Source organism: Lysobacter sp. CFH 32150 (assembly GCF_022758295.1).
Lineage (GTDB): Bacteria > Pseudomonadota > Gammaproteobacteria > Xanthomonadales > Xanthomonadaceae > CFH-32150.
Map to the genome: position 1 here is coordinate 16,821 of NZ_JALDWJ010000011.1, position 22,222 is coordinate 39,042.

Below are 22,222 nucleotides of genomic sequence, written 5' to 3' on the forward strand. Positions count from 1 at the left end.
GGCTCCGGCGCGGTCCAGTCCGGAACGCGCCATGTCGATGACTCGTCTCTTTCTCGCTGCCGCGATGCTCGCCATCGCAGGCGCAGCGTCTGCTGAAGTCCGTATCACGCCGCAGGACAGCGGGGTCAAGGTGCGGCTGCGCGGAATTTCGGCGGTGAGTGCGGACGTCGCCTGGGCGAGTGGTCGCGAGGGCACAGTGCTGCGCACCGTCGATGGCGGCACGCATTGGCAGGTCATCAAAGTGCCCGATGCCGGTGGGCTCGATTTCCGCGATGTCGAAGGCTTCGATGCGATGACCGCGGTGGTTTTGAGCATCGGCCCGGGCGAGGCGTCGCGTGTCTATCGCACCGAGGATGGTGGCGGGACCTGGCAGCTGACGCTGCAGAACCGCGATCCGCGCGCGTTCTTCGACTGCATGGCGTTCGAGGGCGAGCGTGGGTGGATGCTGGGCGATCCGGTCGAATCGCGTTTCCAGGTCTACGCCACGAAAAACGGCGGGCGGGAATGGGAGCTGTTGGCGGATGGGCCGAAAGCGGAGGAGGGCGAGGCTGCATTCGCCGCGAGTGGTACGTGCCTGGCCCGAACGGGTGATGCAGTTGTCATCGGAAGTGGAGGGAGTGCCTCGCGCCTGCACGTTCTCCGCGACGGGTCTGCACAGTGGCAATCGTTCGATAGCAGCATGGGGCGACGTAAAGCCGAGGCAGGTGTGTTTTCGGTGGCGCCGGTCGGCAGCGACGCATTCGTCGTGGGTGGGGATTACAAGGCAGAACAAGCCCCGGGCAACGCAGCTGGATGGAACGCCGGCAACAAGCGCGGATCTGTGTTCCGCAGGATCGATCCACGCGGTTTTCGTTCCGGTGCTGCATGCATGGGCGACAAGACGTTCTTTTGTATCGCCGTCGGACCAGCCGGGGTCGACGCATGGAATGTCGCGAGCTGGAACCGGGTTTCCGACATCGGCTACGACGCCATCGACCTTGTAGGCAACATCGGCTGGGCCAGCGGCGATGCGGGCCGGATTGCCCGCATCGAGATTGCTGATCCCCCCGATAGGGTCAGCGACTGATTACTTCGCTTGCGCGACGGGCACCGCGAGTTCCAGCGTCGGCAGGAACTGCGGCGGCTTGCGCGACTTGGTCAGCTGCTCAAAGGCGTAACCAAGCTCGATCAAGCGCGGTTCACTCCATGCCGGCCCCATGAACACGATCCCCAGCGGCGTCCCATGGCTGTCGCCCATCGGCACGCTCAGGCTCGGGTAACCCGCAACTGCAGCAGCGCCATAACCTGCGCCGACGAAGTGATCGCCCAGCACCGGATCCGTCAGCCACGCCGGCGACATCGACGGTGCGATAAGGGCGTCGAGCTGCTGCGCTTGCAACGTCGCATCGATGCCCTGTTCGCCGGCGAGTCTGCGCGACAGGCTGCGTGCGTCGAGATAGGCGGGGTCGCCGAGCGGGCCCTTGGCTTCCGCTTTTTCGAACAGCTCCTGCGCGAAGTACGGCATTTCTTCTTTTGCATGCAACTTGTTCCAGGCGATCAACTGCGCAAGCGTGCGGACGGGTGCGTCATGGCTCGCGAGGTAGCGTTCCAGGCCGGCCTTGAACTCGTACAGCAGCACTTCGAGTTCAGGCGCGTCCCATTGCCCGGCAGTGGCGATCTCCGCATCGACCACGGTCGCGCCCGCGGCCTTCATCGCAACGATCGCTTTCTCCATCGCGGCATCGACATCGGGATGGAAGCCCATGCTCTTGCGCAACACGCCGATGCGCGCGCCCTTGAGGCCATCGGCCTTCAGGTGCATCGGATAGTCGAACACTGCACGGCCGACGCTGCTGCTGGTGACCGCATCGGCGTCGTCGCGACCGGCGATCGCCGCCAGCAGCACCGCGGCATCGGCGACGCTGCGCGTCATCGGGCCAGCGGTGTCCTGGCTGCTCGAGATCGGGATGATTCCGTCGCGACTGACCAGGCCAACGGTGGGTTTCAACCCGACCAGGCCAGCGACGGAAGCAGGGCAGATGATGCTGCCGTCGGTTTCGGTGCCGATGCCGACGGTGGCGAGGTCGGCGGCGATGGCGGTGCCGGTACCGGAACTGGAGCCGCAAGGATTGCGGTCGAGCACGTAGGGATTCTTCGTTTGCCCGCCACGTCCGCTCCACCCCGAGGTCGAACGCGTCGAACGGAAGTTCGCCCATTCGCTGAGATTGGTTTTACCGAGGATCACCGCACCGGCTTCGCGCAGGCGTGCGACCAGGAAGGCGTCGCGCTTCGGCCTGTTTGCGGCCAATGCCAGTGAGCCGGCGGAGTTCACCATCGGCGTGGCGTCGATGTTGTCCTTGAGCAGCACCGGAATGCCGTGCAACGGGCTGCGCACGCGACCGGCCTTGCGTTCGGCGTCGCGCGCGTCCGCGTCCTTGAGCGCATCGGGATTCAACTCGATCACCGAATTGAGCATCGGGCCAGCCTTGTCGATCGCGGCGATGCGGTCGAGGTAGGCCTGCGTCAGTTGATGGCTGCTCAATTCGCCGCGGGCCATCCGTGACTGCAGACCGGTGATATCGGCTTCGGCATAGGCGAAGCCATTGGCCTTGCGGCTGGTGGTCGATTCCGGAGCGGCCGGCGTGCCGGGTGCAGGCGCGGTAGTGCGGTCGCAGGCGCAGAGCGTGATCAGTGCGACGGCGAGCAAGGCGTGACGCATGGTGATGTCCCCTAAACCGCGGCTCTCCGCGACGGCGCAGCATTGCGCGACTGCGCGGGGCAGGCAAGCGCCGAACCGTCCTACCAGCGGCGCTTCAGCAGGTCGCGTGCCAATACCCAGACGACGAGCACATTGATCGCGAGCACAGCGATCGAGATCCAGCCTGGGTGGTGGTAGATCGCATAGAGGTCGACCGGCAGGTAGATCGCCGCGGCCAGGCAACCCAGCCATGAGGCCCAGGCCTTGTCGCGCCATAAACCCCAGGCTTCGATCAGATGCAGGATGGCGTATGCAGCCACCGCGCCTGCAGCAAAGTGCACCGAGCCCGGGCTGATCGCCTGCGCCAGCCATGCCATCGCCCCATGTTGGGGGTCGAGCTGGAAGGTGGCGATCAACTCATTCACCCAGCGCCGCAGCGGGACCGGGCCGATCAGCTCCAAACCGCTCGCGGCGAGCAGCGCGAGCAGACCTTTGGTCAACTCAAGGATGGCGATCGCCCGCAGGCCCGGATGGGCCCGCGGGTTGGGGTTGTAGTGCGGATGGTCGGCATCGCTGGGGCGCACGCCGCAGCCGATCCGATCAGGCAGCGCGCGAGGCGCGCTTGCGGTCGCTTTCGGTCAGGAACTTCTTGCGAAGGCGGATTTCCTTCGGCGTGACTTCGACCAGCTCATCGTCCTCGATGAAATCCAGGGCCTGTTCCAGCGTGTACTTGATCGCCGGCGTCAGCTTGATCGCGTCATCCTTGCCCGAGGCGCGCATGTTGGTCAGCGGCTTGGTCTTGATGGCGTTGACCGTCAGGTCGTTGTCCTTGGAGTGGATGCCGATCAGCTGGCCTTCGTACACGTTGTCGCCTTCGGCAGCGAACAGCCTGCCGCGCTCTTCCAACGGTCCCAGCGAGTAGGCCGGAGTGACTCCCGCCGCGTTGGCGATCATCACGCCGTTGATGCGCTTGGCAATGGCGCCCTGTTCCTTCGGGCCGTAATGGTCGAACACGTGGAACAGCAGCCCGGAACCCTGGGTCAGGGTACGGAATTCGTTCTGGAAGCCGATCAGGCCACGGGCCGGGATCATGTAATCCAGACGCACGCGACCCTTGCCGTCGGACTCCATATTCTTCAGCGCGGCCTTGCGGGTGCCGAGCTTCTCCATGACGCCGCCCTGGTGCACTTCTTCGATGTCGACCACCAGCTGCTCGACCGGCTCCATCAGCTGGCCGTCGATTTCCTTGATGATGACTTCCGGGCGCGACACGGCCAGTTCGAAACCTTCGCGGCGCATGTTTTCGATCAGCACCGACAGGTGCAGTTCGCCGCGGCCGGACACCAGGAACTTGTCCGGATCCGAGCCTTCCTCAACCTTCAGCGCGACGTTGTGCAGCGTTTCACGCTCCAGGCGCTCGCGGATCTGGCGGCTGGTGATGAACTTGCCGCCGCTGCGGTCCTTGTTGCCGGCGAACGGCGAGTTGTTGACCTGGAAGGTCATCGAGATCGTCGGTTCGTCGACAGTCAGAGCGTCCAGCGCTTCCGGGGTATCCAGTGCGCATACGGTGTCGGAGATGCTGAGGTCTGCGACGCCCGAGATGGCGACGATGTCGCCGGCTTCGGCTTCTTCGACTTCCACGCGCTCCAGGCCCATGAAGCCGAGCACCTGCAGGATCTTGCCCTGGCGCTTCTTGCCATGGCGGTCGACGACGCTGACCGGCATGTTGGTGCGGACCTTGCCGCGCTGGATGCGGCCGACGCCGATCAGGCCGACGAAATTGTTGTAGTCCAGCTGGCTGATGCGCATCTGGAACGGGCCGTCCGGATCGACCGTCGGCGCCGGGACGTACTTCATGATCGCTTCGTACAGCGGGGTCATGTCGCCGTCGCGCGCGGCGTCGTCCAGGCTGGCGTAGCCGTGCAGCGCCGAGGCATAGACGATCGGGAAGTCGAGCTGCTCGTTGGTGGCGCCGAGCTTGTCGAACAGGTCGAACACCTGGTCGATGACCCAATCCGGACGCGCGCCCGGGCGGTCGATCTTGTTGACCACGACGATCGGCTTGAAGCCCATCGCGAACGCCTTCTGGGTCACGAAGCGGGTCTGCGGCATCGGGCCGTCCATCGCATCAACCAGGATCAGTACCGAGTCGACCATCGACAGCACGCGCTCGACCTCGCCACCGAAGTCGGCGTGGCCCGGGGTGTCGACGATGTTGATGCGGTTGCCCTGCCAGGTGATGGCGGTGTTCTTAGAGAGGATCGTGATGCCACGTTCCTTTTCCTGGTCGTTGCTGTCCATCACGCGCTCGGCCAAGACCGTGCGCTCGGAGAACGTGCCCGACTGCTTGAGCAGGCAGTCGACGAGGGTGGTCTTGCCGTGGTCGACGTGGGCGACGATGGCGATATTGCGCAGGCGTTCGATGGACATACGGGGAGGGCGCCGGGTGCTCGCGAGAGGCTGGGCGCGGGGGCAGTGAAGGAAGCCGGCAAGTATAGCCGGTGCCGGTGACCAATGCCGGTTCGGCGGGCCGGCTGCGCTATCCTTGGTTGCTTCGTTCACGTCGCCGGCGGGCGGCCTGAGCTTCCTCCCTGAACGCATTTAAGGAGCCTCCCATGAGCCTGACCGCCATTTTCGATACCGACCGCGGCACGATCCGCGTCGAACTGGCTGCCGACAAGGCGCCGCTGACCGTCGCCAACTTCGTCAACCTGACCAAGCGCGGCTTCTACGACGGCCTCAATTTCCACCGCGTGATCCCCGACTTCATGATCCAGGGCGGCTGCCCGGAAGGCTCCGGTCGCGGCGGCCCCGGCTACCGCTTCGAGGACGAGGCCAACAACGGCCTTGGCCACCAGCGTGGCGTGTTGTCGATGGCCAACGCCGGCCCAAATACCAACGGCAGCCAGTTCTTCATCACCCACGTCGCCACCCCGTGGCTGGACGGCAAGCACACCGTGTTCGGCAAGGTCGTCGAAGGCCTCGACGTGGTCGATGCGGTAAAGCAGGGCGACAAGATCAATTCGGTGAAGATCGAAGGCGATGCCGACGCCGTGTTGGCTGCGAAGGCGGATCGCGTCGCCGAGTGGAACAAGTTCCTCGCGGCGTAAACAGACCGGTTGGCGGCCCGTCCCGGTGCAGCGGCGGGCCGTCATTCGCTCCAGGGCTGGAGCAATACCGGCGCGCCGGCACGCAGCGTGTTGTGGACTTCGGCCACTGCGTCGGTCTGGCGCAGGAGTTCGGCGATGCGCGATGCCTCCGCCGATGAAGACACCCGCGCCTGGTAGGTGATGTTCGTCGCCCCGAGGCCAATCGCGGCGAACTCGCCCTGTGCCACGACATCGATTTCGTCGATGGGGATTTCGAGCCTCGCGGCCTCGCGATGGAGATCGTTGCAGTAGCAAGTGGCCAGCGCCAGCATCAGCAATTCCCCGCCATTGACCGCTGAGCCAGGTCCGGAACCCTTGGCCGGGATGTCGATCGTTTGCGATGTGCCGGCGGTTGTGACGTTCACCGCGTGCGTTGAACGCGTGTTGCGGACGTGCGCGGATATTTTCATTGCCGGCCTGCAGTCGGTGTCATTTCCACCGGAGGGTATCGAGCATCTTCGACACCTTCTCCGCATCACGCGGGTAGTAGTACTCGCGCGGTGCCAGGAAGATCGCCAGCGCCAGGCCTTTCTCGTGTTCGAACGCGGCGGCCATGCCCTGGTAGGCGAGACCTTCTTCATTCGACAACGAAAAATCGAAACGCAGGCCTTCGCGACCGCCGAAATCGATGGGACGCAGGTTGGTCGAGACGACATTGACCGCACCCGACATGCGCAGGCCGTCGGCGACAAGGTCGCGCAATTCGTCGGCACGCATACCGCGCTTGTAGAACGGCCCGTCCGGGCGGCGCGTGGTCTGGCGATGGCCGAGGAAGATGTATTCGCCTTCGCGCACCGCAGGGACCAGGTACAGGCGGTTGAGCAATTCGCCGTCGATCGTCCACAGCTGGTAGCGCATGGTCGACATTCGCGTCCATTCCATTTCGCTGTCGATCGTCAGGCGACTACCGGCAGGATTCGCGCCGGGTTGCACCAGTCGTCCGCCGCTGCTCGCGCAACCGGCCAGCAGCAACAGCAGGACGCACATCCAGATCAGACGCTGCTTCATCGCGTGGCTCCCAGCTTGCCCAGTTCGCGCTGCACGAAGGCACGGTCTTCGGCCTGCGGTGCGTCGGTCAGATAGCGTTGCAGCGCCGCGCGTGCGTCAGCGTTGCGATTGGCATCGCGCAGGGCGAAGCCATGTTCGCGCCACGCCTGCGCCGGCACACCGGGCATGGCCACCGCGCGCGCATACAGCTCCGCGGCTTTGGCGCGATCGCCGGCGGCGTTGCGGCGACGGTGCGCTTCGCCAAGGTAGAAGGTCAGCACGCCGCGATCTTCGCTCGGCGCTTCGGCGAGCAGTTCGTTGATGATCAGCAGCGAACCGGCGTAGCGGCGTTGCGCCAGTTCCGACGCGAGCCAATGCTCGAGGTAGGGTCGCGTCGCGGCGCGGTATGCATCGGCGTGGCGTTCGCGCCGTGCATTCGGCGCGGCTGCGGCGGCCGCACGGATGTCGTTGAGGCGTTCCTGTGTCGCCGGATGCGTGGCGAACACCACGCCGCGGCGCTCGTAGCGACGCGTTTCCTCTTCGCGCAGCATGCGCGCCCACAAGGCGACGCCGGCTTGCGGGTCGTAGCCCTGTGCGACGACTGAAGCGAAGCCGAGGCGATCAGCCTCGCGCTCCATGTCGCGGGTGAACTTGAAGATCGTCGCGTAACCGGCGAGCGTGCCGAGCATGGCCGTGTTCGGCGCACCGTAGCCGTAAGCGAGGACCTGGAATGCGCTGAGCAGTGCGCTGGTGTCCTTCATCCGCCGCCATTGCCGCAGCGAGTGCTGGGCGCGGAAGTGGCCGGCCTCGTGGCCGAGCACGAACGCGAGTTCGGCTTCATCGCGCATCCGCAGCAGTGCGCCGGTCCACACCAGCATCATGCCGTTCGGCGCCATGCTGGCGTTGAACTGCGGCACGTCCATCACGTAAACGCGCAGGTCCTTGCAGTAGTCGCCGCCCGCCGTGCACGCGACCTTGCGCACGTAATCGGTCAGCGCCTGGTCGCGGACCCGCAACGGCGAGCGTTGCAGTTCGCGCTCGGCGCGTTCCATCGCGTACCAGAGTTCGTCCTCGTCGCTGCCGGCGACCGGTGTAGTACCGGGCCTGTGCTCGCGTAACGGCGCTTGTGAGGCGCAACCGGCGAGCACGGCGACGATTGCGAAGATCAACAAGCGCTTCATCGGCGGATGCCCTTCAGCAAGTCGCCAGCGGTCTCGCGTGCGCCGCCGGGATCGCGCATGTCGCCGGTCTGGTCGAGCAACAGGTTGTGCCAGACCACCTGGCCCGTGCGCAGGTCGACCAGCGAGGCCAACCCGACCTGCATGCCGCCGCCGATGTCGCCGCCGAGCAGCAGGAAGCCGATGACCCGCATCGCCGCCCGCCCGCCGCTGGTGTAGCTGTCGCGGACGTAGGTGAACAAGGCGTAATCGGCGCCGGTGGCCTGGCGCAGTTCGGCCACGCCGGGACCGAGGGTCCAGTCGAACTTGCCGTGCTTGTTGCGCAGCGGGCTCGACGGTCGGGCGTACTGCAGGATGCTGATGGACACCGCCTGGTTCAGCAGTTGCAGCTGCCGCAGGCGATTTTCGGGGCCCGCGTCGGCCGGCAGGATGAAGTCCGGGCGCAACGCGATGCCCTGTGCCTGGAGCAGGTCCCGGGCGGCCTGCGGATAGAGGCGGCGGGCGGTTTCGGTCCAGGCCTTGCGCGGCTCGGTCAGACCGCCGGCGCTGAGTTCGTACAGTTCGATGTCCGGCTCGACCAGGACCACGCTGCCGTCGATCCGCAACGGCTTGCCGGCGGGGTCTTCGGCGGTCCGGACCTGGGTCGATACACAACCGGAGAGCAGGCCCAGCACCAGTAGCGCCAGCACTGCGTACAAGCGCCCTGCGCGAGCGTTGGAGCCAGTCCGGACACATCGCTGTGTTAACATTTTCGTTCCCTCCCGGCCGTTTCGCGGCCGTCCCCGACGAGGTTTCTGCGATGCCCCAACTCGCCCGGCGCATCGGTCGCGCCAAGCCTAGCGCGATCATGCTTGTCGCCGAAAAAGCCAAGCGCCTCAAGGCCGAAGGCCGCGACATCATCAGTTTTTCGATAGGCGTACCGAATTTCCTGCCAGGCGAGCATGTTTATGCCGCGGCGCGTGAAGCGTTGGCGAAAGATTCCGGCCAGTACGGCAGCAACCGCGGCAGCGACGCGCTGTTGGATGCCTTCCTCAAGCACATCGAACAGATCGGCCTGACCGGCTACACGCGCGCCAACTGTGCCACCGGCATCGGCGCCAAGCACGTGATCTACAACCTCGCCGAAGCGCTGCTCGACGAAGGCGACGCGATCGCGTTCCCGACCCCATACTGGACCAGCTATCTCGACATCGCCGACATCGTCGGCGCCGAGATCGACCTGCTGCCGTGCCCGGCCGAGCAGAACTACAAGCTCACGCCCGCGCAACTCGACGCAGCGCTGGCGAAGAAGCCGAAGGTATTCCTGTTCAACAACCCGTCCAACCCGACCGGCATGGTCTACGGCAAGGACGAGATCAGCGCGCTGGCCGATGTCATCGCCAAGTATCCGGACACCTGGATCATCACCGACGACATCTACAACCGCATGGTGTTCGACGGCGTCGGCTACCACAACTTCGTGCATGCGCGTCCCGATTTGCGCGATCGCGTGATCTTCATCGATTCGTTGTCGAAGACCTACGGCATGCCGGGTTGGCGTGTCGGTTTCGTGGCCGGACCGGAAGCCATCGCGCAGGCGTTGGTGACGATGAATTCGAATCACATCACCAACATTCCCGAGGTCGTCACCGCCGCTGCCGTCGCCGCGCTGTCCGGTCCGCAGGATGTACCGACCGCGAAGAACGCCGAGTTCCAGGCCAAGCGCGACCAGGTGATGGCCGTGCTCGCGCAGATCCCGGGCGTGGTCTGTCCGAAACCGCAGGGCGCGTTCTACGTGTTCCCGGACATCAGCGTCGCGTTCGGCAAGACCCACGGTCCGACCGGCCTGAAGATCGACAACGACGTCGATTTATGCAACGCGCTGCTGGAAGCCAAGGGCGTGGCCTGCGTGCCGGGTTCGGCCTTTGGCGAGCCGCGCGCGCTGCGCATCAGCTACACCTGCCCGACGCCGCAGCTCGCACCGGGCATGCAGCGCGTCAAGGAATTCTTCGCGGAACTCGCGTAACGGTTTTGTCCAACCTTTGCGGCGCCGCGTGGCGCCGCATCGTCTTTTCAGGAGTCGCGCCATGAAACAACCCGTCCGTGTTGCCGTCACCGGCGCCGCCGGCCAGATCGGTTACGCCCTGCTGTTCCGCATCGCCTCCGGCGAAATGCTGGGCAAGGACCAGCCCGTCATCCTGCAGATGCTCGAACTGCCGCTGGAGAAGGCGCAGGCCGCGCTCAAGGGCGTGATGATGGAGCTCGAGGACTGCGCGTTCCCGCTGCTCGCCGGCATGGTCGGCACCGACGATCCGAACGTCGCGTTCAAGGACGCCGACATCGCCATGCTGGTCGGCGCGCGTCCGCGCGGCCCGGGCATGGAGCGCAAGGACCTGCTGCTCGAGAACGCCAAGATCTTCACCGAGCAGGGCAAGGCGTTGAACGCCGTCGCTTCGCGCAACGTCAAGGTGCTCGTCGTCGGTAACCCGGCCAACACCAACGCGTACATTGCGATGAAATCTGCACCGGACCTGCCGGCGAAGAACTTCACCGCGATGCTGCGCCTCGACCACAACCGCGCGTTGTCGCAGCTCGCCGCCAAGGCCGGCGTTGCCGTCGCCGACATCGATCGCCTGGTGGTGTGGGGCAACCATTCGCCGACGATGTATCCGGACTACCGCTTCGCCATCGCCGGCGGCAAGTCGCTGAAGGACAAGATCAACGACGCCGAGTGGAATGCGAATACCTTCATCCCGCAGGTCGGCAAGCGTGGCGCGGCGATCATCGAAGCGCGCGGCCTGTCGTCGGCAGCTTCAGCCGCGAACGCCGCCATCGACCACATCCGCGACTGGGTGCTCGGCGGCGGGACCAAGTGGGTGACGATGGGCGTGCCGTCAGACGGCAGCTACGGCATTCCGGAAGGCATCATCTACGGCGTGCCGGTGACCACCGCCAACGGCGAATACACCCGCGTCACCGACCTGCCGATCGACGACTTCAGCCGCGCGGCGATGGACAAGACCCTAGCTGAGCTTGAGGAAGAGCGCGCCGGCGTCGCGCATCTGCTGTAACGAACACGCAGGCGGCTTCGGTCGCCTTCGTCCTTTGTAGGGCGGGTCTTGACCCGCCGCTTGGAAGATCGTGATGGCGGGTCAAGACCCGCCCTACGAGGTACCCAATGTCGCAATTCTCCGCAGGCGCTCGTTTTCGCGCCGCCGTCGCCGAAGAACATCCGCTGCAGGTGATGGGTGCCATCACTGCCTATGCCGGACTGATGGCGAAACGCGTGGGCTACAAGGCGCTGTATCTGTCGGGCGGCGGTGTCGCGGCGAACTCGCTCGGCGTGCCCGATCTCGGCATCAGCACGATGGAAGACGTGCTCACCGATGCACGCCGTATCGTCGATGCCACGCAGATGCCGCTGCTCGTGGATATCGATACCGGCTGGGGCGGTGCGTTCAACATCGGTCGCACGATCAAATCCTTCATCAACGTCGGCGTCGCCGCGGTCCACATGGAAGACCAGGTCGGCCAGAAGCGTTGCGGACATCGTCCGGGCAAGGAAGTCGTGCCGTTGGACGAAATGGTCGATCGGGTCAAGGCCGCGGTCGATGCGCGCACAGACGCCGGGTTCGTGATCATGGCGCGCACCGACGCGGCCGCCGTGGAAGGTATCGATGCGGCAATCGAGCGCGCTGTGGCCTACGTGGATGCCGGCGCCGACATGATCTTCCCCGAAGCGATGAAGACGCTCGACGACTACCGCCGCTTCAAGCAGGCGGTGAAGGTGCCGATCCTGGCGAACCTCACCGAGTTCGGTTCGACGCCGTTCTTCACTACCGACGAACTGCGCGATGCGAATGTCGACATCGCGCTCTATTGCTGCGGCGCCTATCGCGCCATGAACAAGGCGGCGCTGCATTTCTACGAAACCGTGCGCCGCGAAGGCACGCAGAAGAACATCATCGACACGCTGCAGACGCGGACTGAGCTGTACGACTACCTTGGCTACCACGCGTATGAAGACAAGCTCGACGCATTGTTTACGCAAAAGAAATAAGAGGAATTGACGATGACCGACAACGCCCAGGTCCTGCCGAAAGCCAAGAAATCCGTCGCCTTGAGCGGCACCGCCGCCGGCAACACCGCGCTGTGCACGGTCGGGCGCAGCGGCAACGACCTGCACTACCGCGGTTACGACATCCACGACCTGGCGACGAAGTCGACGTTCGAGGAAGTCGCGCACCTGCTGGTGCACGGCGTGTTGCCGACCCAGGCGCAGCTCAACGCCTACAAGATCAAGCTCAAGCGCCTGCGCGGCCTGCCCGCCATCGTTACCGACGCGCTCGAACTGGTGCCGGCCAATGCCCATCCGATGGACGTGCTACGCACCGGCTGCTCGGTGCTCGGCACCGTGTTGCCGGAGCGCGAAGGACATTCCGCCACAGAGGCGCGCGACATCGCCGACAAGCTGATCGCCAGCTTCGGTTCGATGCTGCTGTACTGGTGGCACTTCACCCGCAATGGCCGCCGCATCGATTGCGAGACCGACGACGATTCGGTCGCCGCGCACTTCCTGCACCTGCTGCACGGCGAAGCGCCGAGCAAGCTGCACGCCGACTCGCTGGACAAGTCGCTGATCCTGTACGCCGAACACGAGTTCAACGCCTCGACGTTCGCGGCGCGCGTGATCGCCGGCACCGGCTCGGACCTGCATTCCTGCATCACCGGCGCCATCGGCGCGCTGCGCGGTCCAAAGCACGGTGGTGCCAACGAAGTCGCGATGGAGATCATCTCGCGCTACAACACCGCCGATGAAGCCGAAGCCGATATCCGCGCGCGCGTGGAGCGCAAGGAGATCGTGATCGGCTTCGGCCATCCGGTGTACACCATCGGTGACCCGCGCAACCCGATCATCAAGGAACTCTCACGCAAGCTGTGCAAGGACGGCGGCAACCAGACGCTGTTCGACGTCAGCGAGCGCATCGAGACGCTGATGATGGATCTCAAGAAGATGTTCCCGAACCTGGATTGGTACAGCGCGTCGGCCTACCACATGATGGGTATCCCGACTCCGATGTTTACGCCGCTGTTCGTGATCGCGCGCACCACCGGCTGGAGCGCGCACGTGATCGAACAGCGCGAGGATGGCAAGATCATCCGTCCGAGCGCGAACTACATCGGACCGGAGGATCGCGAGTACGTGCCGATCGAAAAGCGTTAACGTTTCCTTCTCCCTCTAGGAGAAGGTGCCCGGAGGGCGGATGAGGGTTCGGCGGAGCGGTGTTGTAGAAGATCGCGTAAACGTCCGACGTTATTGCGATGGATGAACTCTTTCCCTTCGTCGTACCCTCACCCCAGCCCTCTCCCGGCGGGAGGCAAAATGAAAGGCCGCGCATTGCGCGGCCTTTTCGTTGCATGCGACGCAGCGGTCACGCCAAGCCTTCCGCCTTCGTCGCCTTTTTCACGCCGGCATCGGCGCGCATGGCGCGCATGAAGCGATCCAGGTTGTCGAATCCCGACAGGTCCACTTCGCTGGCCCGCGCCCAACGCAGCACGACATACAGGTACGGATCGGCGATCGAGCGTGCGCCGGTGAGCCAGTCCTTGCCCGCGAGTTGTGCGTCGATCTTCGCGAACAGATCGCGTAGTTTGTTGCGGGCGTCGTCCCGGCTCTTTTCGATGGCCGCCGCGTCGTCGAGATAGGACGTCGAACCGAACAGCGGCTTGAACGCCGGATGGACGTCGGAATTGACGAAGGCCAGCCATTTGTTGATCTCGGCGCGGCTGCGCGGCGAACCGTCGCCGCCGAGCTTCGAGGCGGGGTACAGGTCGGCGAGGTAGTTCAGGATCGCGGCGTTCTGGGTGAGGATCCAGCCCCCATCGTCCAGTGCGGGAACGGCGCCGTTCGGATTGATGGCCAGATAGGCCGGGAGCTTGCGCTCTTCCTTCGAGACGATGACCGCCTCGTAAGGTTCTCCGATCCACTCCAGGGCGATATGGTCGGCCAGCGAACAGGCGCCGGGGGTGGTGTAGAGCTTCATGGGCGACTCCGACAGATGAAGTCGCCACTATGGGTGGCGCGGTGTCGAGCCTCAATCACCGCGCCTGCAACGTTGTGTCATACCCGATGGACAGCGGGCTCGGCGACGTCAGACCTTGCGCGGCTTCAACGACTGCACCTTATAGAAGGTGTGATCGCCGATCGTCGCCACCTGGTAGGCGGTGCGCCAGCTCGGGCTGGCGATGCTGAGCGCGGCGAAATGGCTGGCGCCCGGCACGACTTCCTTGCGCTGGCCGGCGGGTAGGGCCCAGTTGCGTTCGGCCTCGAGCGCGATGGTGACCGCCGCGGCCCAGGCCTCGCTGTTGCTGAGCTGGGTCTGCGATGACACCAGGGACGGGGCGAACTGCTTGCGCGCGGTGACCACCGAGCACAGGTTGTCACCCCACAGGCCGCTGTCGCGGCGGCGTAGGGCGACTTCGGCCACGGCCTGCTGGCCGCGGACGGATTGATCGCGCGCTTCCAGGTAGACGGTGGTGCTCAGGCACAGCGAATCGGCGGCCGGCTGCGGCAGAACCTGCGACAGCCAGAGAATCCAAGCCAACTTCATGGCAACTCCTTGCTCCGTTGCGCCAGCCCGCACTCTGGCGCCCATCCTTCTGTGAGGACGGGAGCCTGGGGTGCGAACTGGCATGGCGTACTGGGGAGGGCGGCGCACTCTATGGCGCGCTTGGCCCAGTCACCGAAATCGCGTCAGCGACGCGACCGGTGGGGCTCCCGCCAAGCCTGCGGCGGGAAAAGTGCGCGCACGGTAACGATTTGAAACCTAACGTCGGCTGAACGCCAAAATAGGAAATGACTGATTCGATTGGAGTTTTTGCTTTAGCGCTTTGATCAGAGAGCAGCCGCGAGGCGGCTGCCCTGCGCGATCGCGCGCTTGGCGTCGAGCTCGGCGGCGACGTCCGCACCACCTATTAAATGCACGCTGCGCATCGCGGCTTGCAAGGGGCCGAGCAGGTCCCGGCGCGGTTCCTGGCCGGCGCAGATCACCACGTGGTCCACTGCCAGCTGCTGTTCAATGCCATCGACCCGGATGTGCAGGCCGGCATCGTCGACGCCGAGGTATTCGACCCCGCCCAACATCTTCACGCCCTTGGCCTTGAGCGTCGCCCGGTGGATCCAGCCGGTGGTCTTGCCCAGCTTGGCGCCTGGCTTGCCGGGACTGCGCTGCAGCAGCCAGACCTGCCGGGCTGGCGGCTCGGGTTCGGCCTTGGCCAGGCCGCCGCGGGTACCGAAGGCCGGATCGACACCCCATTCCGCCATCCAGCGGGCCGGATCGAGCGTCGGGGATGGACCTTCATGGACCAGGTATTCGGCGACATCGAACCCGATGCCACCGGCGCCGACCAGCGCCACGCGTGGACCACACACCACGCGCCCGGTGATCACGTCGTAGTAGCTGACGACCTTGGCGTGGTCCGCGCCGGGGAAGTCGACCTGGCGCGGCGTGACGCCGGTGGCGAGCACGACGTCATCGAACCCGGCCAGGGCTTCCGACGTGGCGAGGGTCGACAGTTGCATCGCCACCCCGGTTTCCTCGAGACGATGGCGGAAGTAGCGCAAGGTCTCGTGGAATTCCTCCTTGCCGGGGATCCGCTTGGCGAGGTTGAACTGGCCACCGATCTCGGGCGCGGCGTCGAACAGGGTCACGCGATGCCCGCGCTCGGCCGCAACCGTTGCGCAAGCCAGGCCAGCGGGACCGGCGCCGACCACGGCGACGCGCCTGGGCGCAGTCGTCTTCGTGTAATTCAGTTCGGTTTCGGCGCAGGCGCGTGGATTGACCAGGCAACTCGCTTTCTTGGCGACGAAGACATGGTCGAGGCAGGCCTGGTTGCAGGCGATGCAGGTGTTGATCGCGTGCACCTTGCCGGTGCGCGCCTTGTTCACCCATTCCGGATCAGCCAGCAGCGGCCGCGCCATCGAGACGAGATCGGCGCCGCCGCTTGCGAGCACACGCTCGGCAACATCGGGCATGTTGATGCGGTTGGTGGCGACCAGCGGCAGCGCGACGTGCGGGCGCAGCTTCGCGGTGACGCCGGCGAACGCCGCGCGCGGCACCGACGTGGCGATGGTCGGCACGCGCGCCTCGTGCCAGCCGATGCCGGTGTTGAGGATGGTGGCGCCGGCGGCTTCGATCGCCTGCGCCTGCATCACGATCTCGTTCCAGTCCGAGCCGCCGTCGACCAGGTCGAGCAGGGACAGTCGATAGATGATGATGAAGTCGGGGCCGCAGGCTTCGCGCACGCGGCGCACGATTTCCACGGCGAAGCGCATGCGCTGTGTGGCATCGCCGCCCCAGCGGTCGTTGCGCTTGTTCGTTCGCGCAACCGTGAACTGGTTGATCAGATAGCCTTCCGAACCCATCAGTTCGACGCCGTCGTAACCGGCGTCGCGTGCGAGCTTCGCTGCATTCGCATAGGCCGCGATCTGGCGCTCCACGCCGCGCGCCGACAGACCGCGCGGCGTGAACGGATTGATCGGCGCCTTCAGCTTCGAAGGGGCGACCTGGAGCGGGTGGTAGGCATAGCGGCCCGCGTGCAGCAGCTGCAGGCAGATCTTCGCGCCATATGCGTGCACCGCCTGAGTGATCTGGCGATGCGGGCGGACTTCCCACGGCCATGACAGCTTGCTGGCGAAAGGCTTGAGCCACCCGACGATGTTCGGCGAGAAGCCGCCGGTGACGATCAGACCGACACCACCCGCCGCACGCTCGGCGAAGTAAGCCGCCAGCTGCGGGAAGTCGCGCGCGCGGTCCTCCAGCCCGGTATGCATCGAGCCCATCAGCACCCGATTGCGCAACGTGGTGAAGCCCAGGTCGAGTGGACTGAAAAGATGCGGGAACGCGGGAGCTGGCGTCATGCGTGCATACGGATGCGTACGGGATCGCGCACCATGCCCGGAACCGTGACTGATAACAAGCCGGTGCCTGATGACAAGGGCGTCAAGCGGTCTCGTCAGTCGAAGGCGAAGGCATCCAGCGCCAGCGAACCGAATTCGTGCGAGCGGTGAAGGGGGCGCACGTCGAAGCCTTCTCCGGCCGCGCCGAGGGCGACGAACAGCGGCATCAGGTGTTCGATCGTGGGATGGCTGCGGCGCGGGTTGGGGGCCAGTCGCTCCCAGTCGAGCAGGGCCGGGATGTCGCTGGCGTGGAGGCGGGCCCGCATCCACTCAGCGAAGGTGGCGGCCCAGTCCGGCATCGACGCATCCGGATGGCCCCAGTCGAGGTCACCCAGGTTGTGCACGAAGCCGCCCGACCCGATCACGAGTACGCCCTCGTCGCGTAGTGACGCCAGCGCGCGACCGACCCTGTAGTGATAGGCCGCATCGAGGTGCGGGTTGACCGAGAGTGGCACGACTGGAATCCCGGCCTCCGGGTACATCCGGCGCAGAGGTACCCAGACGCCATGATCGAGGCCGTGATGAGGTCGCTCATGCGGTTCAAGGCCGACGGCGGCCAGGCGTGCGGCGAGGGTGGCCGCAAGTTCGGGCGACCCCGGCGCCGGATACTGGATCTGGTACAGCGGCGCGGGGAAGCCGCCGAAGTCATGCACGGTCGCTGGCTGGCTTGCGCTGCCGACACTGGGATGTCCGGCCATGAAGTGGGCCGAAGCCACGACGATTGCCTGCGGGCGCGGCAGCTCCGCGCCCAGGCCGTCGAGGAAGCGACCGGCGGGGGAGTCCTGCACAGCCAGCATGGGCGAGCCATGGGACAGGAACAGAGTGGGGAGGCGATGGGCGTTCATGCCATGACGATGGCCTTGCGTTGCCGCAATGCCAAGGCCGTTGGTCGGTCCGCTGCGTTGCAGCCTGGCAACGCCGTCGCCCGTGTCTGGCAAAATGGTCGACTTCCCCTTCGCCGACCATGCCCGCATGAGCCACTACGACGCCCGTTCCGCCGTCCGCCCGCAACCTGACGCACCGATGGTCGACATCGCCGACTATGTGATCGATTACAGGATCGACTCGAAGGAGGCGTACGACACCGCGCGCTACATGCTGCTGGATTCGCTGGCCTGCGCAATGCTGGCAATGAAGTTCCCGGACTGCGTCAAGCACCTCGGCCCGCTGGTGCCGGGTGGCGAACTCCCGGGTGGCTCGCTCGTGCCGGGCACCAATTTCGAACTCGATCCGGTCCAGGCTGCGTTCAACATCGGCACGCTGGTGCGCTGGCTAGACTTCAACGACACCTGGCTCGCCGCCGAATGGGGTCATCCGTCCGACAACCTCGGCGCGATCCTCGCAGTCGCCGACTACCTCAGCCGCAAGGCACTGCGCGATGGCGACCAGAAACCGCTGACCGTGCGTGATGTACTGACCTGGGCGATCAAGGCGCACGAGATCCAGGGCGTGTACGCGCTGCAGAACTCGTTCAACCGCGTCGGCCTCGACCACGTGATCCTGGTGCGCCTGGCCTCGACAGCAGTCGCGACCGCGATGCTTGGGGGGGGCAAGGACGAAGTCGTCACCGCCGTGTCGCATTCCTGGATCGACAACGGCGTGCTGCGCACCTACCGCCACGCGCCGAACACCGGCCCGCGCAAGAGCTGGGCCGCGGGCGATGCCTGCCGCCGCGCCGTCACCCACGCGCTGAATGCGGCGCACAAGAAAGTCGTCGGCTACCCGAGTGCACTCAGCGCCAAGACCTGGGGCTTTTACGACATTGCCTTCAAGGGCAAGGAATTCCAGTTCGAGCGCCCGTTCGGCAGCTACGTGATGGAGAACGTGCTGTTCAAGATCAGCTTCCCGGCCGAATTCCATGCGCAGACCGCGGTCGAGTGCGCGATGCAGCTTCACCCGCAGGTGAAGGCCGCGCTTGAAAAGGGTGGGATCGACCAGATCGAGCGCATCGAGATCGAAACCCAGGAAGCCGGCGTCCGCATCATCGACAAGACCGGCCCGCTGTCCAACTACGCCGATCGCGACCACTGCATCCAGTACATGGTCGCCGTGCCGCTGATCTTCGGGCGCCTGACCGCCGATGACTACAACGACAGCATCGCCGCTGATCCGCGCATCGACGCCTTGCGCGAGAAGATGAAGGTCAAGGAGAACCCGCAGTTCACCAAGGACTACTTCGATGCGGACAAGCGCTACATCGGCAACTCGGTGCAGGTGTTCTTCAAGGACGGCAGTTCCACCGAGAAAGTGTCGATCGACTTCCCGATCGGCCACCGCAAGCGTCGTGGCGAGGGCATCCCGGTGTTAATGTCCAAGTTCGAGGCGGCGATTCGCGGGCACCTGCCTGCAGCCCAAGCCGATCGATTGATGGCGCTGGCCGGTGCTCCAGCGGAGCTGGAAGCCATGTCGATCACCGACTTCATCAACCTATACCGGGTGTGATGCGGAGCACCCATCGTGGGGTTGGAGTATTTGAACTGTTATGGTAGCGTTAACAAGGCCTTCACGCGGCCCGTCATACTCTGAACGAGATGGCGTGCGGACAACGGCCGTCTGAATCGAACACGCTTCAAGGCTTTACCGGTTTCTTTACCCTGATCAAGGAGCTGAACATGAACAAGAAACTCCTCTGTGCTGCGCTGTTGGGCGGCCTGAGCGTTGCGCAGGCCGTGTCCGCGCAGGACTTCGATGATCGCTGGTATGTCGCCGGTTCGACCGGTGTCAATTTCCAGGACAACGATCGCGGCACGGAAGACTCGATCTTCGGCACCCTCGGCTTCGGCAAGTTCCTGAACCCGAACTGGTCGGTCGACTTCGAGTTGAACTACCAGAATCCCGACAAGAGCTCCGACCCGAACCTCTGGTGGAGCCAGTACGGCGTCTCCGCCGATGCGCGCTATCACTTCCGTAATGCCGACCGTAACTGGTGGCCCTATGTGCGTGGTGGCATCGGCTTCCAGCGCCACGAAGAAGAGTTCGTGCGCGATCCCGCCTTCGGTACGCCGGATGACGGTTGGCCGGCCCAGCACGAAGACAACAACGTCGCGCTGAACCTCGGCGCCGGCTTGCAGTTCGACTTCGGCCGCGTTGATCTGCGTACGGAAGTCGGCACCCGCGTCGATTTCGACGAAGTGCAGGCTCGTCCGGCCCAGCAGCAGGAAGACTACTTCACCGATCTGCTCGCTTCGGTCGGCCTGACCGTGGCGCTTGGACCGGAGGCTGCTACACCGGTCGCTCCGGCCCCGGTTGCCCCGAACTGCGCGGACAGCGACAGCGATGGCGACGGCGTCAATGATTGCGACGACAAGTGCCCGGGTTCGCAGGCTGGCCAGACCATCGGTCCGGACGGCTGCCCGGTGCCGGTGTCGATCGACCTCAAGGGCGTGAACTTCGACTTCGACAAGTCGAACCTGCGTCCGGACGCCGTGGCGATCCTGAACGAGGCCATCGAGATCCTGAAGCGCTATCCCGACCTGAAGGTTGAAGTCGCCGGTCACACCGACGCGATCGGTACCGATGCCTACAACCAGGGCCTGTCCGAGCGTCGCGCCCGCGCCGTGTACGACTACCTGACCAGCAACGGCATCGACGCTGCTCGCCTGGTGGGCCCGAACGGTTACGGCGAGAGCCGTCCGATCGCGCCGAACACCAACGAAGATGGTTCGGACAATCCGGAAGGCCGTGCGCGCAACCGCCGCACCGAGCTGAACGTCCAGAACTAAGTTCGTCGGCAACACCGTTGTTCACGAAGCCCGGCCTCGCGCCGGGCTTCGTTTTTTGCGCAAGGATCACGCGAGATGTGATGCGCTGCAGTTGTTCGATCCGATGGTCACACCTACACTGCCCGCGTATCGGAGGAGAGTGGTCATGCATCGTGCGATCGTGGGTTTGACGCTGTTGTTCGCCGCGGGTATCGCGCAGGCCCAAAGCGCTGCCAACTGCGCGGCAGTAATGGCACCGAAGGCGTTGCCGATCCAGCCGACCATGCTCGCTCCGATCGCGTCGGAACTGACCGCGCTCAGCCATCAGCTTGGCGCGCCGACGGGTGTGCTGGCGCAGGCATTCGATGAAGCGCAATCAGTCGACAACGTACTGCTGCGTTTGCGCATCGAAGGTTGCCAGAGCGTCGCCAACGCATTGCCGGCGACATCGCCGGCCGGCGGCATCATCGATCCGGCCACGTACAAGCCACTGACAGAGTTCGACAACACGCCGTGGCGGTTCGACATGAACCAGAACGGCAAGCGCATGACTGCCGACGAGTTCAGCGCGTGGATGCAGGCACGCGGCGTGCGTGTGGCAAAGGGCGCGACCCCGGCGACTGCCCCAGCCGCGGCCCCGGCCGTTCCGGGCGATCCGCTGACGCAGCCAGTGGTTCCACCTGCGATTCCGACCACGCCACCTGCCGTGCCGCCTGCCGACCTGCTGCCGGACCCGCCGCCGGACCCGCAGCAACCGTCGAAGCCGTGAGCAAACCCGTGCTGGCGGCAGGCGCCAGCGAACCTGGGGGATAGCGGTAAGCGATGGCACCAGCGCCCCGCCATGGTCTCGCGCGCGTCTTGTCGAAGCGGGGCGTGTGTTCGCGCACCGAAGCGACCAGATGGATCGTCGACGGCCGCGTGAGCGTTGATGGTCGCATCATCCGCGATCCTGAATTTCCAACCGTGCGCGATCGTCATCGCATAGCAGTGGACGGCCGCGATCTCGACGTCACGCCGCGCCTGTACCTGATGCTCAACAAACCGCGGGGCCTGGTCACGAGTGCCAGCGATGAACGCGGCCGTGACACTGTGTATCGCTGCCTCGATGGCGCCCGGCTTGAAGGAACAAGCCTGCCTTGGCTCGCGCCGGTCGGCCGGCTCGACAAGGCCAGCGAAGGCCTGCTGCTGTTCTGCAACGATCCCGAATGGGCCGCGCGCATCACAGACCCCGAGCATGGCCCCGACAAGACATACCACGTGCAGGTCGACGCGATTCCAGACGTCGCGTTGCTCGCTGCGTTAATGGATGGAGCGGACGCGAGCGGCGAGCACCTGCGCGCCAAGTCGGCGCGGTTGTTGCGCGTCGGCGAAAAGAACGCATGGCTGGAGATCGTGCTCGACGAAGGCCGCAACCGACAAATCCGACGCCTGCTTGAGGCATTCGATATCAGGGTCTTGCGATTGGTGCGTGTCGCGATTGGCGACCTCGCACTCGGCGATTTGGCGAAAGGGGAGTGGCGCGTGCTGACCGACGAAGAGATGGCAAGCCTTTCGTAGGGTGGGCTTCAGCCCACCGCAACCACCTGGTATCG

At 65.2% G+C, this 22,222-nt stretch carries 21 protein-coding genes; 10 read left to right on the forward strand and 11 right to left on the reverse strand.

What is annotated here, in order from left to right; genetic code table 11:
* Positions 1-31 precede the first annotated feature (31 nt).
* Positions 32-1,066 (forward strand): hypothetical protein, encoded by a 1,035-nt coding sequence (locus tag MO486_RS15055; protein ID WP_242909639.1) that lies wholly within the window; start codon positions 32-34, stop codon positions 1,064-1,066.
* Here MO486_RS15055 and MO486_RS15060 read toward each other — a convergent pair whose 3' ends face one another.
* The 3 genes from MO486_RS15060 to typA form a co-directional block, all read right to left on the reverse strand.
* A complete protein-coding gene (locus MO486_RS15060; RefSeq protein WP_242909641.1) occupies positions 1,067-2,698 on the reverse strand; it encodes an amidase in 1,632 nt (543 codons plus the stop codon).
* An 80-nt stretch (positions 2,699-2,778) separates the two neighbouring features.
* Complete coding sequence (locus MO486_RS15065) at positions 2,779-3,261, reverse strand: DUF2127 domain-containing protein (RefSeq protein WP_242909643.1); 483 nt, start codon at positions 3,259-3,261, stop codon at positions 2,779-2,781.
* Between the two features lie 16 nt (positions 3,262-3,277).
* Positions 3,278-5,107, reverse strand: coding sequence for a translational GTPase TypA (gene typA / locus MO486_RS15070; RefSeq protein ID WP_242909646.1), 1,830 nt, complete (start codon positions 5,105-5,107; stop codon positions 3,278-3,280).
* Positions 5,108-5,292: 185 nt separating this feature from the next.
* Here typA and MO486_RS15075 point away from each other — a divergent pair, with 185 nt between their 5' ends.
* Positions 5,293-5,787, forward strand: a complete 495-nt coding sequence (locus MO486_RS15075; RefSeq protein ID WP_242909649.1) for a peptidylprolyl isomerase — start codon at positions 5,293-5,295, stop codon at positions 5,785-5,787.
* A gap of 41 nt (positions 5,788-5,828) precedes the next feature.
* On the opposite strand, the gene MO486_RS15080 is transcribed toward MO486_RS15075, so the two are convergent.
* From MO486_RS15080 to MO486_RS15095, 4 genes are all read right to left on the reverse strand, one after another.
* The gene (locus MO486_RS15080) at positions 5,829-6,191 is read right to left on the reverse strand and encodes an OsmC family protein (protein ID WP_242909651.1); all 363 of its coding nucleotides are present in this window, start codon (positions 6,189-6,191) and stop codon (positions 5,829-5,831) included.
* Between the two features lie 64 nt (positions 6,192-6,255).
* Entirely contained in the window at positions 6,256-6,834 is a 579-nt protein-coding gene (locus MO486_RS15085; protein ID WP_242909653.1) for a hypothetical protein, read from the reverse strand.
* Positions 6,831-7,994 carry a M48 family metallopeptidase gene (locus tag MO486_RS15090; RefSeq protein ID WP_242909655.1) on the reverse strand — a complete coding sequence of 388 codons (1,164 nt, stop codon included), beginning with the start codon at positions 7,992-7,994 and terminating at the stop codon, positions 6,831-6,833. Before MO486_RS15090 ends, MO486_RS15085 begins: the two co-directional genes overlap by 4 nt.
* The gene (locus tag MO486_RS15095; RefSeq protein ID WP_242909658.1) at positions 7,991-8,689 is read right to left on the reverse strand and encodes a hypothetical protein; all 699 of its coding nucleotides are present in this window, start codon (positions 8,687-8,689) and stop codon (positions 7,991-7,993) included. The genes MO486_RS15090 and MO486_RS15095 overlap by 4 nt, the downstream gene beginning before the upstream one ends.
* 101 nt (positions 8,690-8,790) lie before the next feature.
* On the opposite strand from MO486_RS15095, the gene MO486_RS15100 reads away from it, so the two are divergent.
* The 4 genes from MO486_RS15100 to prpC all read left to right on the forward strand — a co-directional run bounded on the left by MO486_RS15100 (position 8,791) and on the right by prpC (position 13,194).
* On the forward strand, positions 8,791-9,996 hold the full coding sequence (locus tag MO486_RS15100) for an aminotransferase class I/II-fold pyridoxal phosphate-dependent enzyme (protein WP_242909667.1): 1,206 nt from the start codon (positions 8,791-8,793) through the stop codon (positions 9,994-9,996).
* Positions 9,997-10,057: 61 nt separating this feature from the next.
* Complete coding sequence (locus MO486_RS15105; protein ID WP_242909670.1) at positions 10,058-11,041, forward strand: malate dehydrogenase; 984 nt, start codon at positions 10,058-10,060, stop codon at positions 11,039-11,041.
* Between the two features lie 107 nt (positions 11,042-11,148).
* A complete protein-coding gene (gene prpB / locus MO486_RS15110) occupies positions 11,149-12,030 on the forward strand; it encodes a methylisocitrate lyase (protein WP_242909672.1) in 882 nt (293 codons plus the stop codon).
* 12 nt (positions 12,031-12,042) lie between these two features.
* The gene (gene prpC / locus MO486_RS15115; RefSeq protein WP_242909674.1) at positions 12,043-13,194 is read left to right on the forward strand and encodes a 2-methylcitrate synthase; all 1,152 of its coding nucleotides are present in this window, start codon (positions 12,043-12,045) and stop codon (positions 13,192-13,194) included.
* A gap of 208 nt (positions 13,195-13,402) precedes the next feature.
* Here prpC and MO486_RS15120 read toward each other — a convergent pair whose 3' ends face one another.
* From MO486_RS15120 to MO486_RS15135, 4 genes are all read right to left on the reverse strand, one after another.
* A complete protein-coding gene (locus MO486_RS15120) occupies positions 13,403-14,014 on the reverse strand; it encodes a glutathione S-transferase N-terminal domain-containing protein (RefSeq protein ID WP_242909676.1) in 612 nt (203 codons plus the stop codon).
* 108 nt (positions 14,015-14,122) lie between these two features.
* Positions 14,123-14,581, reverse strand: a complete 459-nt coding sequence (locus tag MO486_RS15125) for a cell wall hydrolase (RefSeq protein WP_242909678.1) — start codon at positions 14,579-14,581, stop codon at positions 14,123-14,125.
* 284 nt (positions 14,582-14,865) lie between these two features.
* On the reverse strand, positions 14,866-16,890 hold the full coding sequence (locus tag MO486_RS15130; protein ID WP_242909680.1) for an NADPH-dependent 2,4-dienoyl-CoA reductase: 2,025 nt from the start codon (positions 16,888-16,890) through the stop codon (positions 14,866-14,868).
* Between the two features lie 95 nt (positions 16,891-16,985).
* Positions 16,986-17,774, reverse strand: coding sequence for a class III extradiol ring-cleavage dioxygenase (locus tag MO486_RS15135; RefSeq protein WP_242909682.1), 789 nt, complete (start codon positions 17,772-17,774; stop codon positions 16,986-16,988).
* A gap of 127 nt (positions 17,775-17,901) precedes the next feature.
* On the opposite strand from MO486_RS15135, the gene MO486_RS15140 reads away from it, so the two are divergent.
* The 4 genes from MO486_RS15140 to MO486_RS15155 all read left to right on the forward strand — a co-directional run bounded on the left by MO486_RS15140 (position 17,902) and on the right by MO486_RS15155 (position 22,187).
* Positions 17,902-19,371: a bifunctional 2-methylcitrate dehydratase/aconitate hydratase gene (locus MO486_RS15140; protein WP_242909684.1), complete on the forward strand. Its 1,470-nt coding sequence runs from the start codon at positions 17,902-17,904 to the stop codon at positions 19,369-19,371.
* 170 nt (positions 19,372-19,541) lie between these two features.
* Positions 19,542-20,651, forward strand: coding sequence for an OmpA family protein (locus MO486_RS15145; RefSeq protein WP_242909685.1), 1,110 nt, complete (start codon positions 19,542-19,544; stop codon positions 20,649-20,651).
* A gap of 145 nt (positions 20,652-20,796) precedes the next feature.
* The gene (locus tag MO486_RS15150; protein ID WP_242909687.1) at positions 20,797-21,399 is read left to right on the forward strand and encodes a hypothetical protein; all 603 of its coding nucleotides are present in this window, start codon (positions 20,797-20,799) and stop codon (positions 21,397-21,399) included.
* 53 nt (positions 21,400-21,452) lie between these two features.
* The gene (locus MO486_RS15155) at positions 21,453-22,187 is read left to right on the forward strand and encodes a pseudouridine synthase (protein ID WP_242909689.1); all 735 of its coding nucleotides are present in this window, start codon (positions 21,453-21,455) and stop codon (positions 22,185-22,187) included.
* Positions 22,188-22,222: the final 35 nt, after the last annotated feature.

Coding starts and splice junctions, on each gene's coding strand:
- MO486_RS15055 (WP_242909639.1), top strand. CDS start 32: ATGTCGATGACTCGTCTCTTTCTCGCTGCCGCGATGCTCGCCATCGCA.
- MO486_RS15060 (WP_242909641.1), bottom strand. CDS start 2,698: ATGCGTCACGCCTTGCTCGCCGTCGCACTGATCACGCTCTGCGCCTGC.
- typA (WP_242909646.1), bottom strand. CDS start 5,107: ATGTCCATCGAACGCCTGCGCAATATCGCCATCGTCGCCCACGTCGAC.
- MO486_RS15075 (WP_242909649.1), top strand. CDS start 5,293: ATGAGCCTGACCGCCATTTTCGATACCGACCGCGGCACGATCCGCGTC.
- MO486_RS15085 (WP_242909653.1), bottom strand. CDS start 6,834: ATGAAGCAGCGTCTGATCTGGATGTGCGTCCTGCTGTTGCTGCTGGCC.
- MO486_RS15090 (WP_242909655.1), bottom strand. CDS start 7,994: ATGAAGCGCTTGTTGATCTTCGCAATCGTCGCCGTGCTCGCCGGTTGC.
- MO486_RS15100 (WP_242909667.1), top strand. CDS start 8,791: ATGCCCCAACTCGCCCGGCGCATCGGTCGCGCCAAGCCTAGCGCGATC.
- MO486_RS15105 (WP_242909670.1), top strand. CDS start 10,058: ATGAAACAACCCGTCCGTGTTGCCGTCACCGGCGCCGCCGGCCAGATC.
- prpB (WP_242909672.1), top strand. CDS start 11,149: ATGTCGCAATTCTCCGCAGGCGCTCGTTTTCGCGCCGCCGTCGCCGAA.
- prpC (WP_242909674.1), top strand. CDS start 12,043: ATGACCGACAACGCCCAGGTCCTGCCGAAAGCCAAGAAATCCGTCGCC.
- MO486_RS15120 (WP_242909676.1), bottom strand. CDS start 14,014: ATGAAGCTCTACACCACCCCCGGCGCCTGTTCGCTGGCCGACCATATC.
- MO486_RS15125 (WP_242909678.1), bottom strand. CDS start 14,581: ATGAAGTTGGCTTGGATTCTCTGGCTGTCGCAGGTTCTGCCGCAGCCG.
- MO486_RS15130 (WP_242909680.1), bottom strand. CDS start 16,890: ATGACGCCAGCTCCCGCGTTCCCGCATCTTTTCAGTCCACTCGACCTG.
- MO486_RS15135 (WP_242909682.1), bottom strand. CDS start 17,774: ATGAACGCCCATCGCCTCCCCACTCTGTTCCTGTCCCATGGCTCGCCC.
- MO486_RS15140 (WP_242909684.1), top strand. CDS start 17,902: ATGAGCCACTACGACGCCCGTTCCGCCGTCCGCCCGCAACCTGACGCA.
- MO486_RS15145 (WP_242909685.1), top strand. CDS start 19,542: ATGAACAAGAAACTCCTCTGTGCTGCGCTGTTGGGCGGCCTGAGCGTT.
- MO486_RS15150 (WP_242909687.1), top strand. CDS start 20,797: ATGCATCGTGCGATCGTGGGTTTGACGCTGTTGTTCGCCGCGGGTATC.
- MO486_RS15155 (WP_242909689.1), top strand. CDS start 21,453: ATGGCACCAGCGCCCCGCCATGGTCTCGCGCGCGTCTTGTCGAAGCGG.